General features: G+C 63.3%; 16 protein-coding genes. All 16 read left to right on the top strand.

Annotated features, from left to right (window positions below; translation table 11 throughout):
• Positions 1-241 precede the first annotated feature (241 nt).
• The 16 genes from WDS16_RS10090 to ppc all read left to right on the top strand — a co-directional run bounded on the left by WDS16_RS10090 (position 242) and on the right by ppc (position 17,021).
• A complete protein-coding gene (locus WDS16_RS10090; protein WP_338892448.1) occupies positions 242-706 on the top strand; it encodes a hypothetical protein in 465 nt (154 codons plus the stop codon).
• Positions 707-1,016: 310 nt separating this feature from the next.
• Positions 1,017-1,694 (top strand): ribulose-phosphate 3-epimerase, encoded by a 678-nt coding sequence (gene rpe / locus WDS16_RS10085; protein WP_338892447.1) that lies wholly within the window; start codon positions 1,017-1,019, stop codon positions 1,692-1,694.
• The gene (gene ribD / locus WDS16_RS10080; RefSeq protein ID WP_338892446.1) at positions 1,694-2,758 is read left to right on the top strand and encodes a bifunctional diaminohydroxyphosphoribosylaminopyrimidine deaminase/5-amino-6-(5-phosphoribosylamino)uracil reductase RibD; all 1,065 of its coding nucleotides are present in this window, start codon (positions 1,694-1,696) and stop codon (positions 2,756-2,758) included. The genes rpe and ribD overlap by 1 nt, the downstream gene beginning before the upstream one ends.
• An 8-nt stretch (positions 2,759-2,766) precedes the next feature.
• On the top strand, positions 2,767-3,381 hold the full coding sequence (locus tag WDS16_RS10075; protein WP_338893325.1) for a riboflavin synthase: 615 nt from the start codon (positions 2,767-2,769) through the stop codon (positions 3,379-3,381).
• Between the two features lie 77 nt (positions 3,382-3,458).
• Complete coding sequence (locus WDS16_RS10070) at positions 3,459-4,712, top strand: bifunctional 3,4-dihydroxy-2-butanone-4-phosphate synthase/GTP cyclohydrolase II (RefSeq protein WP_338892445.1); 1,254 nt, start codon at positions 3,459-3,461, stop codon at positions 4,710-4,712.
• Positions 4,709-5,206 (top strand): 6,7-dimethyl-8-ribityllumazine synthase, encoded by a 498-nt coding sequence (gene ribH / locus WDS16_RS10065; RefSeq protein WP_338892443.1) that lies wholly within the window; start codon positions 4,709-4,711, stop codon positions 5,204-5,206. The genes WDS16_RS10070 and ribH overlap by 4 nt, the downstream gene beginning before the upstream one ends.
• Entirely contained in the window at positions 5,203-5,658 is a 456-nt protein-coding gene (locus WDS16_RS10060) for a PH domain-containing protein (protein ID WP_338892441.1), read from the top strand. Before ribH ends, WDS16_RS10060 begins: the two co-directional genes overlap by 4 nt.
• Positions 5,659-5,668: 10 nt before the next feature.
• Positions 5,669-7,771, top strand: coding sequence for an excinuclease ABC subunit UvrC (gene uvrC / locus WDS16_RS10055; protein WP_338892439.1), 2,103 nt, complete (start codon positions 5,669-5,671; stop codon positions 7,769-7,771).
• Positions 7,768-8,652: an RNase adapter RapZ gene (gene rapZ, locus WDS16_RS10050; protein WP_338892437.1), complete on the top strand. Its 885-nt coding sequence runs from the start codon at positions 7,768-7,770 to the stop codon at positions 8,650-8,652. The genes uvrC and rapZ overlap by 4 nt, the downstream gene beginning before the upstream one ends.
• A complete protein-coding gene (locus WDS16_RS10045; protein ID WP_338892435.1) occupies positions 8,649-9,662 on the top strand; it encodes a uridine diphosphate-N-acetylglucosamine-binding protein YvcK in 1,014 nt (337 codons plus the stop codon). Before rapZ ends, WDS16_RS10045 begins: the two co-directional genes overlap by 4 nt.
• On the top strand, positions 9,653-10,636 hold the full coding sequence (gene whiA, locus WDS16_RS10040) for a DNA-binding protein WhiA (RefSeq protein WP_338892433.1): 984 nt from the start codon (positions 9,653-9,655) through the stop codon (positions 10,634-10,636). The genes WDS16_RS10045 and whiA overlap by 10 nt, the downstream gene beginning before the upstream one ends.
• A 119-nt stretch (positions 10,637-10,755) precedes the next feature.
• The gene (gene gap, locus WDS16_RS10035) at positions 10,756-11,775 is read left to right on the top strand and encodes a type I glyceraldehyde-3-phosphate dehydrogenase (RefSeq protein ID WP_068368482.1); all 1,020 of its coding nucleotides are present in this window, start codon (positions 10,756-10,758) and stop codon (positions 11,773-11,775) included.
• A 4-nt stretch (positions 11,776-11,779) separates the two neighbouring features.
• Entirely contained in the window at positions 11,780-12,991 is a 1,212-nt protein-coding gene (locus WDS16_RS10030; RefSeq protein ID WP_338892431.1) for a phosphoglycerate kinase, read from the top strand.
• Positions 12,992-12,997: 6 nt separating this feature from the next.
• Positions 12,998-13,783: a triose-phosphate isomerase gene (tpiA, locus tag WDS16_RS10025; protein WP_338892430.1), complete on the top strand. Its 786-nt coding sequence runs from the start codon at positions 12,998-13,000 to the stop codon at positions 13,781-13,783.
• Positions 13,784-13,909: 126 nt separating this feature from the next.
• Positions 13,910-14,143 carry a preprotein translocase subunit SecG gene (gene secG / locus WDS16_RS10020; protein ID WP_338892428.1) on the top strand — a complete coding sequence of 78 codons (234 nt, stop codon included), beginning with the start codon at positions 13,910-13,912 and terminating at the stop codon, positions 14,141-14,143.
• 46 nt (positions 14,144-14,189) lie between these two features.
• Entirely contained in the window at positions 14,190-17,021 is a 2,832-nt protein-coding gene (gene ppc / locus WDS16_RS10015) for a phosphoenolpyruvate carboxylase (RefSeq protein WP_338892426.1), read from the top strand.
• Position 17,022 lies beyond the last annotated feature (1 nt).

The raw sequence follows: 17,022 nt of genomic DNA, 5'->3' as shown, positions 1-17,022 counted from the left end.
AGTTTCATCGCTGTGAATGCATATTCATAGCTTCAGGGTCGGCGTCTGCTAGCCATACAGGTGGTCGGTGAGGATGGCGCGATGACTGCGAGTTGTTCGGACGAGTGTGCACCCGGCTGGACATGCGAGTATTGGTCGATGAGTAGTTGGCGGCAACAAGTCGCTGTGCGACGGCGTGTTCTGGGTCAGCTCGAGTATGAGTAGGCAGACGATCCGGGTGTGGTTGACGAGCTTGTGTGCGGTGGCAGCAGTGGCAGCACTCGCCGTTTCTCTCGTGGTCGGCTATCGCGACGATCAGACGAGCGCATGTTCACCAGTCGATCCGGGACTCAGTGAGATGATCGCGAGTCGTTCGACAAACGACCCCGTCAACTTCACCGTCGCCGTGGCGGTCGAGAACTCGTTCGCCCGAGGAGCGTCGAAGAACTACGAGCGCTACTTCGTCGTCGCCATGCAGTTCGCTAGCGCCGACGGCGTGCTCCGCGAGGGAATCTGGGGAGTAGGTACGAATCAGCCGGAAGCGACCAACAGCCTCGTGACTCTGCGTCGCGATCCCGATGGGGCCTCAGCATCTATCACCTCGATCGACTCCGAAGCGCAGGCGTTCACCGACTGGTCGAACGGCCAGGTCATCATCGATCCCGTTGGTGCTTCGGTGTTGGAGGCCAGAGAATGTTTGCACGAAGCAGTTGCAGCGACTATCTAGGTCCTCTGGGATCAGGCTCCTGTCCCGGGCGGAGCGCTGCTATTTGTAGAACACCCACCAGGTGACGAACGATGCGGCAACGACTACAAGCAACAACAAGACTGCGTTGGACCAGTAGACACCACCGCTCAACCAGTAATGCTGCATCGACCTGCATCCTTCTCTCGCTCGATCGGACTGTTCTAGCGTAAACCGGACCAAGCGGCCGAGGACACCAGTCGTCCGATCATGCACATGCCATCGAAGCAGCAATGGCCCAACCGTCAGGTCAGAGGCAGAGTCCGTCGAAAGACGCACTAGGCTCGTAACCGTGGCAGCCCCGATGATCGCACCGTCCATTCTTTCCGCCGACTTCGCTCGCCTGGGCGAGGAAGCCGAGGCCGTAGCCGGCTCGGACTGGCTTCACGTCGATGTCATGGACGCACACTTCGTGCCGAATCTGACGCTCGGGCTTCCCGTGGTGCAGAGCTTGCTGAAGGCGACCGACATCCCGCTCGATTGCCACCTCATGATCGAGGACCCGGCGCGGTGGGCGCCGCCGTACGCCGAGGCCGGTGCGTACAACGTGACGTTCCACGCGGAAGCGACCGACGATCCGATCGCAGTCGCGAAGGATATTCGCGCGGCAGGCGCGCGGGCTGGCCTGAGCGTCAAGCCGGGAACCCCGATCGAGCCGTATCTCGAGATCCTTCGGGAATTCGACACGTTGCTCGTGATGAGTGTCGAGCCAGGGTTCGGCGGCCAGTCGTTCATGCCCGAGGTGCTGAGCAAGGCGCGTGCCGTTCGCAAGCTCGTCGACGCCGGTGAATTGACGCTGGTCGTGGAGATCGACGGCGGGATCAACACCGACACCATCGAGCAGGCAGCCGAGGCCGGAATCGACTGCTTCGTCGCGGGTTCTGCGGTGTACGGCACTGCGGATCCAGCCGCCGCCGTCCGGGCTCTTCGAGCCAAAGCCGCTGGGGCGTCCAAGCACCTGTCGCTCTGATGGTGACGGACGGCCGCGTCAGTGAAGGCGACGCGATGGCGATCGCCATCGAAGCCTCCGAAGCGGCACGAGGCCGAACGAGTCCCAATCCGCCGGTCGGCGCAGTCGTTCTCGATGCCGACGGTGTCGTCGTCGGAGTCGGTTCCACCCGTCCGCCTGGCGGGGCGCACGCAGAAATCGTTGCGTTGCAGAGAGCAGGGGAGAAGGCGCGTGGCGGCACCGCGGTAGTGACGTTGGAGCCGTGCAACCACACCGGCCGTACCGGTCCGTGTTCTCAGGCCCTCGTCGAAGCGGGAATCGCCCGGGTTGTCTACGCTGTGTCCGATCCGAATCCCCTGGCCAGAGGCGGCGCCCGGACGCTCGAAGGCGCAGGAGTGGACGTCGAGTCGGGGCTGGGGGCCGATGCCGCCGAGCAGGGCCCGTTGAGGGCCTGGTTGCACAAGCAGCGAACCGGCCGTCCTCACATCACCTTCAAGTACGCCGCCAGCCTCGACGGTCGAAGCGCGGCGCAGGATGGCACGAGTCAATGGATCACCGGCCCCGACGCTCGAGCCCATGTCCACGCGCAGCGAGCCAAGCTCGACGCCATCATCGTGGGGACCGGGACCGTCGAGGCCGACGATCCGCTGCTGACTGCGCGCTTTCCCGACGGGTCGAATTCGCCTCATCAGCCAGTTCGGGTCGTCGTAGGTGAACGCGACATTGCTGCGTCTGCGCGCATTCGCAACGCCGATGCCCCCACGACGTTCCTGCGCACCCGCGATCCGCAAGTCGTGATCGATGCGCTGGCCGAGCACACCGACGTTCTGCTCGAAGGTGGCCCCCGACTGGCAGGTGCGTTCCTTGCCGCAGGCCTCGTCGACCGCGTCGTGGCGTACATCGCCCCGGTCGTCCTGGGCGCCGGGTCCGCAGCGGTGGAGAATGCGGGAGTCGGAACAATCTCCGACGCCAAGAGGTTCTCGATCGAGAGCGTTGCCGTACTCGGGTCGGACGTCGTCGTCAGCGCGGTTCCCATCCGAGAAGGTGCAGTCCGCGAGCCAGACCGGCTCGCCGAAGAGAAGTGAGAACAACAGTGTTCACCGGAATAGTCGAAGAACTCGGCGAGATCGTCGGCAAAGAAGACCTCACCGACGCGGCACGTTTCACCGTCAAGGGCCCGATTGTGACCTCGGATGCCGGTCATGGGGATTCCATCGCAGTCAACGGCGTCTGCCTCACGGTCGTCGATGTCCTGGCCGACGGCGCGTTCACCGCTGATGTCATGCAGGAGACGCTGAATCGGTCGAGCTTGCAACGTCTGGAGGTCGGCAGCCGGGTCAACCTCGAACGCGCGGCATCCCTCGGCAGCAGGCTCGGTGGTCATCTCGTGCAAGGTCACGTCGACGGAACGGGCACCGTCGTGAGCCTCGCGCCCTCCGCGAACTGGACTGTCGTGAGGGTCGCGATGCCGACGTCGGTCGCCCGGTACGTCGTGGAAAAGGGATCGATCACAGTCGACGGAGTGTCGTTGACGGTGTCGGGCCTCGGTCAGGACGACAACGCCGAACACTGGTTCGAGATCTCGTTGATTCCCACCACACTCGACCTGACCACATTGGGCCGTTCCGACGTCGGAACCCCGGTCAATCTCGAGGTCGACGTTATCGCCAAGTATGTCGAGCGACTGCAGACCCTCGCCGCAGACTAGGTGTGCCGGAAAGTACTGTGAAGATGTATCTGCACCGCATATTCCGGGTCCAGAACAAGACGTATGGAGCGTAGGACGTGACTAGGTTCGACAGTATCGAGCGTGCGGTCGCCGACATAGCCGCAGGTAAAGCGGTGGTGGTAGTCGACGACGAAGATCGCGAAAACGAAGGCGATCTGATTTTCGCAGCAGAGAAGGCAACACCCGAGCTCGTGGCGTTCATGGTGCGCTACACCTCCGGTTACCTCTGTGTACCGCTGTCGGGCGAAGATTGCGATCGCCTCGGTCTGCCGCCGATGTTTGCCACCAACCAGGACAAGCACGGCACGGCGTACACCGTCACCGTCGACGCACGAGAAGGAATCGGTACCGGAATCTCGGCGTCGGACCGTGCCGCGACGATGCGGCTTCTCGCCGATGCGAACACGGGCGCGAACGACTTCACCCGGCCGGGCCACGTCGTTCCACTGCGGGCCAAGGAGGGCGGAGTGCTTCGCCGACCCGGCCATACCGAGGCAGCCGTCGATCTCGCGCGCATGGCAGATCTACGTCCGGCGGGGGTCATCTGCGAGATCGTCAGCCAAAAAGACGAAGGCGCGATGGCACAGACGGACGAGCTTCGGGTGTTCGCCGACGATCACGACCTGGCGCTGATCTCCATTGCCGATCTCATCGCATGGCGTCGCAAACACGAGAAGCACGTCGTGCGTATCGCCGACGCTCGAATCCCGACCGCACATGGCACCTTCCGAGCCGTCGGATACCAGAGCGTCTACGACGAGGTCGAGCACGTAGCACTGGTACGCGGCGACATCGCGGGTCCCGACGGCGACGGTAGTGACGTCCTCGTACGAGTTCACTCCGAATGCCTCACCGGCGATGTGTTCGGTTCGCTCCGCTGCGACTGCGGACCTCAGCTGGATGCGGCCCTCGACATGATCGCGCAGGAGGGACGCGGCGTCGTGTTGTACATGCGTGGACACGAGGGACGCGGAATCGGATTGCTGCACAAGTTGCAGGCCTACCAATTGCAGGATGCCGGTTCGGACACCGTCGATGCCAACCTCCAGTTGGGGCTGCCCGCCGATTCCCGGGATTACGGAATCGGCGCACAGATACTCGTCGACCTCGGTATTTCCTCGATGCGACTGCTGACGAACAACCCGGCCAAGCGCGTCGGACTCGACGGGTACGGACTGCACGTCACCGAACGTGTCCCGATGCCGTTGCGGGCCAACGCGGAAAACTTGACCTATCTGCGCACGAAGCGAGATCGTATGGGGCACGATCTCGTCGGTCTCGACGACTACGAAAGCGGACGGCTCTCGTGAGCGGCGAAGGCGAACCGAGACTCGAATTCGACGGAGCCGCAGGCCTCAAGATCGCCATCGTCGCCGGTCAGTGGCACCGAACCGTATCCGAGGCTCTCCTCGACGGCGCACAGAAGAAGGTCGCCGAAGCCGGCGTCACCGATGTGACGGTGGTGCGGGTCGCAGGCGCCATCGAGCTACCCGTCGTCGCGCAGGCTCTCGCACGTGATCACGACGCGGTCATCGCGCTCGGTGTCGTCATCCGTGGCGGCACCCCACACTTCGAGTACGTGTGTGACGCCGTGACAGCCGGTCTGACACGAGTGTCTCTCGACGAGAGCACACCCGTCACCAACGGTGTCCTGACCACCGACGACGAGCAGCAGGCACTCGATCGCTCGGGCCTGCCTGGTTCGAAGGAGGACAAGGGAGCACAAGCGGCGGCTGCGGCGATCGACACCGCGTTGACGCTCAAGCATCTGCGCCAACCGTGGACGAACCAGGACTTTCGATGAGCGGCCGCGACTGGGATCTCGAGGTTCGTTCGAAGAAGTCCGCCAGGTACGCAATCGCCGCCGCAGTGCTGCTCGTCGTGGCGCACACGACGGTTGCAATCCTGCTGCGTGTATCGCCGACCGGGGTCTACTTCAGGACTGCGGACCAAGTCGCGATGGCCGGAATCGGCTTCCTGCTCGCCGGAGTCGCTCTGCTACTTACTCGACCACGGGTCCGTGTGGGGAAGAGCGGCGTCGCGGTACGAAACATTTTCTCCGAGCGGCTCATCGAGTGGGATCTCGTGCGTGGGCTGTCCTTCCCGGACGGAGCGATGTGGGCGCGAGTCGATATCCCCGACGACGAGTTCATACCGGTGATGGCCATCCAGTCGAACGATCGCGACCATGCCGTTGCTGCCGTTCGCACCTTCAGGTCGTTGGAGGCCAAGTACTCCGTCGGACCCAACGACTAGCCTGGGTTTCGTGTCCGATCCAGCTACATATCGCCCGGCGACCGGAACCATCCCGGTCGAACCCGGCGTGTACAAATTTCGTGATCCCCATGGACGCGTGATCTACGTCGGCAAGGCCAAAAGCCTGCGAAGCCGCCTCAATTCGTATTTTGCCGACATCGCCTCGCTCCATCCTCGTACCCGTCAGATGGTCACCACCGCGGCATCGGTCGAGTGGACGGTCGTCACCACCGAGGTCGAGGCACTACAACTCGAGTACAACTGGATCAAGGAGTTCGACCCCCGGTTCAACGTTCGGTACCGGGACGACAAGAGCTATCCGATGCTCGCGGTCACGATGAACGAGGAATACCCCAGACTCTTCGTGTACCGCGGTCCGCGCCGCAAAGGAGTGCGGTACTTCGGTCCGTACGCGCACGCGTGGGCTATTCGCGAGACACTGGATCTGCTGCTGAGGGTTTTTCCGGCACGCACTTGTTCGACCGGGGTTCTCAAGCGTCACAAGCAGATCGGTCGGCCCTGCCTTCTCGGATACATCGACAAGTGCTCGGCGCCGTGCATCGACCGAGTGACCGCCGACGAACATCGACGGATAGTCGAGGACTTCTGCGACTTCCTGTCCGGCAAGACCGACAAACTGGTTCGGCAACTCGAGAAGAAGATGCAGGACGCGTCGGAGAATTTGGACTTCGAGACGGCTGCACGGTTGCGCGACGATGTCGGTGCACTGAAGCGAGCACTCGAGAAGCAAGCCGTGGTGCTCGGTGACGGCACCGATGCCGATCTCGTTGCGTTCGCCACCGATCCGCTCGAGGCGGCCGTCCAGGTGTTCCACGTCCGCGGTGGCCGTGTGCGAGGTCAGCGCGGATGGGTTGTGGAGAAAGCTGGTGAGGTCGTCGAGACACGACGCGACGATCAGTCGGATCTACCGGCTCTCGTCGAGCAATTCCTGACCCAGTTCTACGGACAGGAGGCCGCGCTGTCTTCCCAGACCCCGGGCAATGAGGACGGCAGTTCCAATGCGGTGCCGAAGGAAGTTCTCGTGCCCGTGCTGCCGGCCAATGCGGACGAAGTGCAGCTGTGGCTTTCCACGCTTCGCGGATCGAACGTGCAGTTGCGGGTGCCGCAGCGCGGCGACAAGAAGGCGTTGGCTGAAACCGTCGAGCGCAACGCCAAAGAGGCTCTGCAGCAACACAAATTGAAGAGGGCCGGTGACTTCACATCCAGGTCCGCTGCGCTGCAGGGGATCCAGGAAGCGCTCGATCTCGATTCCGCGCCCCTACGTATCGAGTGCATCGACATTTCGCATGTTCAGGGGACCGATGTGGTCGCCTCGCTCGTGGTGTTCGAAGACGGCCTGCCACGCAAGAGCGATTATCGGCACTACGCCATCAAGGAGGCTGCTGGGGACGGTCACTCCGACGATGTCGCGAGTATCGCCGAGGTGACCCGTCGCCGATTCCTACGACACAGCTCGGATGCCGGCGAAGCCGACTCGGGTGGCGATCTGTCTCCCGAAGCGTCGCTGGACCCGCAGACCGGCCGTCCTCGTCGCTTCGCGTATCCGCCGAATCTGTTCGTCGTGGACGGCGGCGCACCTCAGGTGGCCGCTGCTGCCGAGGTGCTCGACGAGCTGGGCGTGACGGATGTCGCCGTCGTCGGGCTCGCGAAGCGTTTGGAAGAGGTATGGGTGCCCGGCGAATCCGATCCAGTCATTCTGCCCAGAACAAGTGAATCGCTGTACTTGCTGCAACGAGTGCGCGACGAGGCGCACAGATTCGCCATCACCTTCCATCGCAGTAAGCGCTCTCGGCGGATGACTGCATCGGCTCTCGATTCGGTTCGGGGACTGGGGGAGACCCGGCGTACCGCGTTGGTAACCCACTTCGGGTCTGTCGCCAACTTGAAACAGGCGACGATCACCGAGATCACCGAGGTTCCCGGGATCGGCGAAACCACCGCCAAAGCAGTTCTCGATGCCCTCGGCGCCGGTGACCCGGAAGCCGGACAGGAGGTAGGTTTGGCCACGTCGCTTCCGCAGGTGGGCAATGATGACGTCGAGCAGGTTCGGGGTCGGCCCGAGACAACTTCGACAGGGCAGGCGTTCACGTGAGCGAATCGGACAATATCGAGGTCGCCCTGGTTACGGGACTGTCGGGCGCCGGACTCCGTACGGCAGCCAAGGTTCTGGAGGATCTGGGCTGGTACGTCGCAGACAACCTACCTCCCGAACTCATTTCCAAGATGATCGATCTGGGGCTGGAGTCCGAGCCGCGAATCGAGCGGCTCGCGCTGGTCATGGACGTGCGCAGTCGGCTGTTCACCGGTGATCTCGGTTGGGTAGTGCGCGAGCTGGACACGAAGGGCGTGCGCAATCGGGTTCTGTTTCTCGACGCGACCGATGCCGTTCTGATTCAGCGGTTCGAGTCCAATCGTCGAAGCCATCCGTTGCAGAACGACGGCCAGGACGGAACCTTGACCGAGGGCATAGCGGCGGAGCGGGAACGTCTGGCCCAGGTCAAGGCGGCCGCCGATCTTGTCATCGACACCACGTCTCTGTCGGTGCATCAGCTCAGGCGCAGGGTGGAGGCATCGTTCGGCGGAACGGACGCTGCCATGATCGGTGTGACGGTGCAATCGTTCGGGTTCAAATACGGCTTGCCGATCGATTCCGATCTCGTCTGCGACGTCCGATTTCTGCCGAACCCTCACTGGGTTCCCGAATTGCGCGAGCACACCGGGCGGGAGGCGGCGGTTCGTGACTACGTACTCGGTCAGGACGGTGCCCAGGACTACCTGGAGACCTACCACCACCTTCTGCAACTGACGGTCGAGGGGTACCGCAGAGAGGGCAAGAGTTACATGACCGTGTCGGTTGGATGTACCGGTGGCAAGCACCGGAGTGTGGCCATGACCGAAGCGCTGGCAGCCATGCTCGATCGGCACGACGATCTGTCCGTGCGCGTCTTGCACCGAGATGTGGGCCGCGAATGACTGGATCGACACGCTCCGGAATGAAGGTTGTCGCACTGGGTGGCGGCCACGGTCTGTACGCGACGCTCAGCGCCGCTCGGATGCTCGCATCGGACGTGACTGCCGTCGTCACCGTTGCCGACGACGGCGGATCGTCGGGACGCCTCCGAACCGAGCTCGGAATGCTCCCACCGGGCGACCTCCGAATGGCATTGGCGGCGTTGTCGTCGGAGGAACCGCGGACTCGGATGTGGGCCGACGTGATGCAACACCGGTTCGGCGGGTCGGGCGCATTGGCGGGCCATTCCGTCGGCAACTTGATCCTCGCAGGGCTCACCGAAGTGCTCGGGGACACGGTGCTGGCGCTGGACGAGGCAGCGCGGCTGCTCGGAATCGACGGGCGAGTGGTGCCGATGGCGCCCATACCGCTCGACATCGAGGCGGATGTGTCGGGACTGGAAGAAGACCCGCGAGTCAGCCGAGTCATCCGCGGTCAGGTCGCGGTAGCGACGACCCCTGGAAAGGTCCGACGCGTTCGACTGCTGCCGTCGGATCCACCTGCGACCCCGGAGGCGGTGGCGGCAATCGCGGCCGCCGATCTCGTGGTACTCGGACCTGGGTCGTGGTTCTCAAGTGTGATTCCCCACGTTCTCGTACCGGAGCTGCTCACCGCGCTCGATCGGTCCTCGGCGCAGAAGGTACTGGTCCTCAATCTCGCTCCGGAGCTCGGCGAGACCACTGGATTCTCCGCGGAACGACATCTGCACGTACTGTCCCAACACGCACCCGAATTCGGCGTCGACCATGTGGTGGTCGACTCGGCGTTCGTGCCTCCCGGCGGCGAGCGCGAACATCTCGCGCGCGCGGCGGCACGCTTGGGCGCCGAGGTCGTGTACGTCGACGTCGCCGAATCGGGTACTCACGCTCATCATTTCGGAAAGTTGGCTGCGGCCCTCGGTAGCATCGTCTCTTCACAGGGAGATGCCGCGTCGAGTGTGCCGCGCAGAGAGGGGATCACTTCGTGGCCATGACAGCGGAGGTGAAGGACGAGCTGAGCAGGCTCGCGATCACTCAGGTGAGTTGTAGACGAGCCGAAGTTTCGGCTCTTCTGCGGTTCGCCGGTGGGCTTCACATCGTTGCCGGACGAGTCGTGGTGGAGGCAGAGGTCGACCTCGGTTCGATCGCTCGACGTCTACGCCGGGAGATATTCGACCTGTACGGGTACTCCTCCGACGTGCATGTTCTCAGTGCCGGCGGACTGCGCAAGAGTTCTCGGTACGTGGTACGTGTTGCCAAGGACGGCGAGGCTCTCGCGCGGCAAACAGGGCTGCTCGACATGCGTGGACGACCGGTTCGAGGTCTCCCGGCTCAGGTGGTCGGTGGGACGGTCGGCGACGCCGAAGCGGCGTGGCGCGGCGCCTTTCTGGCGCATGGATCGCTCACCGAGCCCGGCCGGTCCTCGGCGCTCGAGATCAGCTGCCCCGGTCCGGAGGCCGCCCTGGCGCTCGTCGGAGCGGCTCGCAGGCTCGGGGTTGCGGCAAAGGCTCGCGAGGTGCGGGGAACAGATCGAGTCGTGGTGCGCGACGGTGAGGCAATCGGCGCACTGCTGACACGGATGGGCGCGCAGGACACCCGGCTGGTGTGGGAGGAACGCCGCATGCGACGAGAAGTTCGAGCGACCGCGAACCGGCTCGCCAACTTCGACGACGCCAATCTGCGGCGATCGGCTCGCGCAGCAGTCGCAGCAGCGGCGAGGGTCGAACGGGCGCTGCTGATACTCGGGGAAGACGTACCCGATCATCTTGCCGCTGCCGGTTCGCTTCGGGTCCAGCACCGGCAGGCGTCTTTGGAAGAGCTCGGGCAACTCGCGGATCCACCCATGACGAAGGATGCCGTCGCCGGACGAATCCGGCGGCTGTTGTCGATGGCGGATCGGAAAGCGAAGGACACGGGTATTCCGGACACCGAGTCCGCAGTCACCGCTGAGTTGCTCGACGAGGCTTGAACCACAGGTTGCGGGTGATGCGCGCGCAACCGCAGCTCGACCACTAGGGTGGAAACCGCATGTGGGGATGTACCTACGTGCAGAACACGAAAATTGGTTCAACAACTTAGGAGCGAACAGTGACGATCCGGGTAGGCGTGAACGGCTTCGGCCGCATCGGACGCAACTTCTTCAGAGCGGTCGATGCGCAGAAAGCACTGGGCACCACCGACATCGAGATCGTGGCTGTCAACGACCTGACCGACAATGCGACGCTCGCTCACCTGCTGAAGTACGACTCCATCCTCGGCCGTTTGCCGTACGAGGTCTCGCTCGACGGTGACGACACCATCGTCGTCGGCGATCAGCGCATCAAGGCCCTGGCGCACCGCGGACCGTTGAACGAGCTTCCGTGGGGCGAGCTGGGCGTCGATGTCGTCGTCGAGTCCACCGGTATCTTCACCGATGCGGCAAAGGCCAAGGGGCACCTCGACGCCGGCGCCAAGAAGGTCATCATCTCGGCTCCGGCCAAGGGTGAGGACATCACGATTGTCATGGGCGTCAACGACGACAAGTACGACGGCAGCCAGAACATCATCTCCAACGCCTCGTGTACCACCAACTGCCTCGGCCCCATCGCCAAGGTGCTCGACGACGAGTTCGGCATCGTCAAGGGCCTGATGACGACGATCCACGCATACACGCAGGACCAGAACCTGCAGGACGGCCCGCACAGCGACCTCCGTCGTGCGCGTGCAGCTGCCCTCAACGTCGTGCCGACCGGAACGGGTGCAGCCAAAGCGATCGGCCTGGTTCTCCCGCAGCTGCTCGGCAAGCTCGACGGATACGCACTTCGGGTTCCGATCCCGACGGGTTCGGTCACCGACCTCACGGCGAACCTGAAGAAGTCCGCTTCGGTCGAAGAGATCAACGCTGCGATGAAGGCCGCTGCCGAAGGCCCGCTGAAGGGCATTCTGAAGTACACCGAGGATCCGATCGTGTCCTCGGACATCGTCACCGATCCGCATTCGTCGATCTTCGATGCAGGCCTGACCAAGGTCATCGACGACCAGGTCAAGATCGTGTCCTGGTACGACAACGAGTGGGGCTACTCCAACCGCCTCGCAGACCTCATCGGACTCGTCGGAAAGTCTCTCTGATCACATGGCAGTCAAGACTTTGCAGGACTTGATCGACGCGGGCGTGTCCGGTCGCGCGGTGCTCGTGCGCTCGGACTTCAACGTCCCGATCGAGAACGGTGTCATCACCGATCCCGGTCGGATCGTCGCGTCGCTCCCCACGTTGAACGCGTTGCTCGACGCCGGCGCCAAGCTGATCGTCACCGCGCACCTCGGCCGGCCGGACGGCAAGCCGGATGCGAAGTACTCGTTGGCTCCGGTGGCATCGAAGCTTGCCGAGCTACTCGGACGCCATGTCCAGTTGGCGGGCGACGTCGTCGGTCAGGATGCCCAGGCTCGCGCCGAAGGTCTCACCGACGGCGACGTGTTGCTGCTCGAGAACATTCGATTCGATCCTCGCGAAACCAGCAAGGACGAAACTGAACGAGCGAAGCTGGCAGCCGAGTTGGTCGCACTGACCGACGGTGAGGGCGCATTCGTGTCCGACGGCTTCGGCGTCGTGCATCGCAAGCAGGCGTCGGTGTACGACGTAGCGCAGTTGCTGCCGTCGTACGCGGGTGGCCTGGTGGCCACCGAGGTCGACGTGCTCGCCAAGCTCACCGAGGATCCGGCCCGCCCGTATGCGGTGGTTCTCGGCGGTTCGAAGGTGTCGGACAAGCTCGGTGTCATCGAGGCGCTGGCTCCGAAGGTCGACACCCTCGTCATCGGCGGGGGCATGGCCTTCACATTCCTTGCAGCGCAGGGCTATTCGGTGGGTTCCTCGCTGCTGCAGGAGGATCAGATCGACGTCTGCAAAGACTTGCTGGAGCGCTTCGGCGACGTCATCCACCTGCCGGTGGACATCGTCGTCGGTGACAAGTTCGCCGCGGACGCAGAAGCGAAGACGGTCGAAGCGTCGGCGATCGAAGACGGTTGGATGGGTCTGGACATCGGACCCGAATCGGTCCGCCGATTCAGTGTTGTGTTGTCCAACGCCAAGACGATCTTCTGGAATGGCCCTGCGGGCGTGTTCGAGTTCGAGAAGTTCGCAGCTGGAACCAAAGGCATCGCAGAGTCGATCGTCGGTGCAACGGCGAAGGGCGCATTCAGTGTCGTCGGTGGTGGCGATTCAGCCGCAGCCGTTCGGGCGCTCGGACTGCCGGACGACGGTTTCTCGCACATCTCGACCGGGGGAGGCGCGTCGCTCGAGTACCTCGAGGGCAAGCAGCTTCCCGGTCTCGCTGCATTGGAAGGCTGATCGACCATGGCACGTAAGCCGCTCATCGCAGGCAACTGGAAGATGAATCTGAATCACCTCGAGGCAATCTCGCTGGTGCAGAAGATCGCTTTCTCGCTGCCGGCGAAGTACTTCGACAAGGTTGACGTGACGGTCATCCCGCCGTTCACCGATATCCGTAGCGTGCAGACGCTGATCGAGGGCGACAAGCTTCTGCTCACCTTCGGTGCGCAGGACGTGTCGGCCCACGATTCGGGCGCGTACACCGGCGAGATCAGCGGCGCGATGCTGGCCAAGCTCGGCTGCACCTTCGCCGTGGTCGGACATTCCGAGCGTCGTACATTGCACAGCGAGGACGACGCTGCAGTACTGGCCAAGACGAAGGCCGCGCTCAAGCACGGCTTGACCCCCATCGTGTGCATCGGTGAGGGCCTCAACATCCGCGAGGCCGGTGAGCATGTGTCCTACAACGTGGCGCAGCTCCGCGGGTCGCTGGCAGGGTTGTCCGCCGACGACATCTCGAAGGTCGTCATCGCGTACGAACCCGTCTGGGCTATCGGCACTGGGCGGGTTGCCAGCGCGTCGGACGCACAGGAAGTGTGCTCGGCGATTCGTGAAGAATTGAAGACCCTTGCCTCCGCTGATGTCGCTGCGGGTGTTCGTATTCTCTACGGCGGCTCGGTCAACGCCAAGAACGTCGGCGAGATCGTCGGCCAGCCGGACGTAGACGGCGCACTTGTCGGTGGCGCCTCGCTCAAGGCGGACGAGTTCTCGACGCTGTCGGCTATCGCCGCCGGTGGGCCTCTGCCCTGATCAGCAATATAGGCCGGAAGTAGCTCGACGCTGCCGTGTCACGTGCCCGTGAGGGGCGTGGCACAGCAGCGTGCGCGCGGCAGGTAGGCTGTCATGGGTTGTGAGCTGAATCGATGTGAGGCGGATATGGATCTGTTCCTGGATATTTTGCTGGTAGTCACCAGCCTGGCGCTCATCCTGCTGGTGCTGCTGCACCGGGGTAAGGGCGGCGGCCTGTCCAGTCTGTTCGGTGGTGGTGTTCAGTCGTCGCTGTCGAGTTCTACCGTCGTCGAGAAGAACCTCGATCGGTTGACCATCTTCACAGGCATCGTCTGGCTCATTGCGATTCTCGGAATCGGTCTCGAGATCAAGTTCTCCTGACCTCCCTCGGACTGCGTCCGGGGTTCACGTGCACGATAATCGATTCATGAGCGAAACCCCTTTCGAGTCGGCCGGATCTCCGGCGTTCGTCACCCCAACGGCACACGGCCGCGAGTTGACCGAACCGCTCCGGGAAGACATCCGCTATCTCGGCGGAATTCTCGGCGAGATCATTCGCGAACACGAGGGCGACGAAGTCTTCGAACTGGTCGAGCGTGCTCGTGTCGAATCGTTCGCGGTTCGTCGTTCCGAAGTCGGACGTGACGATTCCCTCGGCATCTACTCCGATGTCGAAGTAGCCCGGGCAATCCCGCTGATTCGGGCCTTCAGCCATTTTTCCCTCCTCGCAAATCTTGCCGAGGATCTGCACCGTGAGCGTCGACGCGCCATCCACCTCGACCGCGGGGATCCGCCGCAGGACAGCAGTCTCGACGCCACGTGGAACAAGCTCGATGCCGCGAATCTGACCAGGACGCAGGTCGCCGAAGCGCTGACCGATTCGCTTGTCGCGCCGGTGATCACAGCACACCCGACCGAAACTCGCCGTCGCACGGTGTTCGATGTGCAGTCCAAGATCACCGAACTCATGCGCAGGCGCGAGGTTGCGACCTCAGCGCACTCGGCGGGTGGTCCTCGGGCCGCGAAAGAGCTTGCCGTCATCGATGCGTCGATTCGCCGTCAAGTGTTGACGTTGTGGGAGACCGCGTTGATCAGGCTCTCGCGCCTCCGTATTCAGGACGAGATCGAGGTCGGCCTCCGCTATTTCGAGACCTCGCTGTTCGATGTCATTCCTGCACTCAACGCCGACGTCAGGGAGGCGCTGAGGCAGCGATGGCCGGAGGACGATCTCCTTCCGCGGCCGATCCTGCGGCCCGGTTCGTGGATCGGTGGTGACCGCGACGGAAACCCCAACGTCACCGCTGACGTTGTACACACTGCAACCCATCAAGCAGGCTTCGCCGCCTTCTCGCGCTATCTCGATGAATTGGTAGCGCTGGAGAAGGAACTGTCGATGTCTGTTCGTCTGGTATCGGTCACTGACGAATTGGCCACTCTCGCAGCAGAATCCGGAGATCCAGACGATCGGCGCAACGATGAGCCGTATCGAGTGGCCGTGCGTGGTATCCGTGCCAGGCTCACCGCGACGGCCCTGAAGGTCCTCGATTCGGTGCCCGTCGCAGGACTCGATCTGGGCTCGACTCCCTACACCGCGCCCCAGGACGTACTCGATGATCTCGACACGATCGACCGGGCCTTGCGTGCCGACGGTGATGCTCTGATCGCAGACGACAGGCTGCTGTCGCTTCGCCAATCGGTGGAGACGTTCGGATTTCACCTGCAGGCCTTGGACATGCGACAGAACTCGGAAACCCACGAGGAAGTGGTCGCCGAGCTGTTGGCGTGGGCGGGCGTGCATCCAGATTATGTGTCGTTGGCCGAAGACGAGCGTGTCGCTGTCCTCTCGCGTGAACTCACGACGCGTCGACCGCTCGTCGGCCCGACCGCAGAGCTGAGCGAACTCGCTGCCAAGGAACTGGGCATCGTGCGCGCGGCGAAGGAAGCGATCGACCACCTGGGTCCCGACACGATTCAGAACTACATCATCAGCATGTGCCAGTCGGTCAGCGACATGCTCGAGGCCGCGCTGCTTCTCAAAGAAGCGGGAATTTTCGATCCCGGCGTCGATGGCACGGCACCCACGTCGACGGTCGGTGTCGTCCCGCTGTTCGAAACCATCGAAGATCTACAGCAAGGTGCTGCCACTCTCGTAGCTACGCTCGATGTTCCCGTCTACCGTGCCTTGGTTGCAGGCCGCGGCATGAACCAGGAAGTCATGCTCGGATACTCCGACTCCAACAAGGACGGTGGCTACCTCGCGGCGAACTGGGCGCTCTATCGTGCCGAGCTCGACTTGCTGGAGGCTTCTCGCAAGACCGGAATCAGGTTGCGGCTCTTCCATGGTCGCGGCGGTACGGTCGGTCGCGGCGGTGGACCGAGTTACGACGCCATCCTTGCGCAGCCTCCTGGCGTCGTGCAGGGTTCGCTTCGGCTCACCGAGCAGGGCGAGATCATTGCCGCCAAGTACGCCGAGCCGTCCATGGCTCGTCGAAACCTGGAATCGCTCGTCGCGGGCACGCTGGAGTCGACACTGCTGGACGTCGAAGGTCTCGGCGACGGAGCCGAACCCGCCTACGAGGTCCTCGACGACCTGGCGGCCAAAGCACGTGCGGCATACGGCCGTCTGGTTCACGAGGAGCCTGGTTTCGTCGAGTATTTCCGCACGTCCACCCCCGTCGCCGAGGTGGGGGAGTTGAATATCGGAAGCAGGCCCGCCTCGCGTAAGCCGACGAATTCGGTGTACGACCTCCGCGCAATTCCGTGGGTGATGTCGTGGAGTCAGTGCCGCGTGATGCTGCCGGGCTGGTACGGCACCGGATCGGCGTTCGCGGAGTGGGTCGACGGCGACGACGCCAAGCTTGCCGTGTTGACCGACCTGTACCGGAAGTGGCCGTTCTTCCAGACTGTGCTGTCCAATCTTGCGCAGGTGATGGCGAAGTCGGATCTCGGGATCGCTGCTCGGTACGCCGAGCTCGTTCCGGACGAGGAGTTGCGCCGGCGAATCTTCGGAATGATCGAAGCCGAACACGCCAAGACCATCGACATGTACCTGAAGATTACCGGGTACTCCCGGTTGCTCGAGGACAATTCCTCGCTCGAACGATCGGTCCACAACCGGTTCCCGTACCTCGAACCGCTCAATCAGATGCAGGTCGAGATGCTGCGGCGCTACCGAGCTGGCGACGACGACGAGCGCGTCAAGCGTGGAATTCTGCTCACGATGAACGGCCTCGCGACGGCGCTGAGGAACAGCGGTTAGT

Origin of the sequence: Rhodococcus sovatensis (assembly GCF_037327425.1) — a bacterium.
Lineage (GTDB): Bacteria > Actinomycetota > Actinomycetes > Mycobacteriales > Mycobacteriaceae > Rhodococcoides > Rhodococcoides sovatense.
Note: the sequence above shows the minus strand (reverse complement) of the source record. Positions and strands in the feature narration are given on the sequence as shown.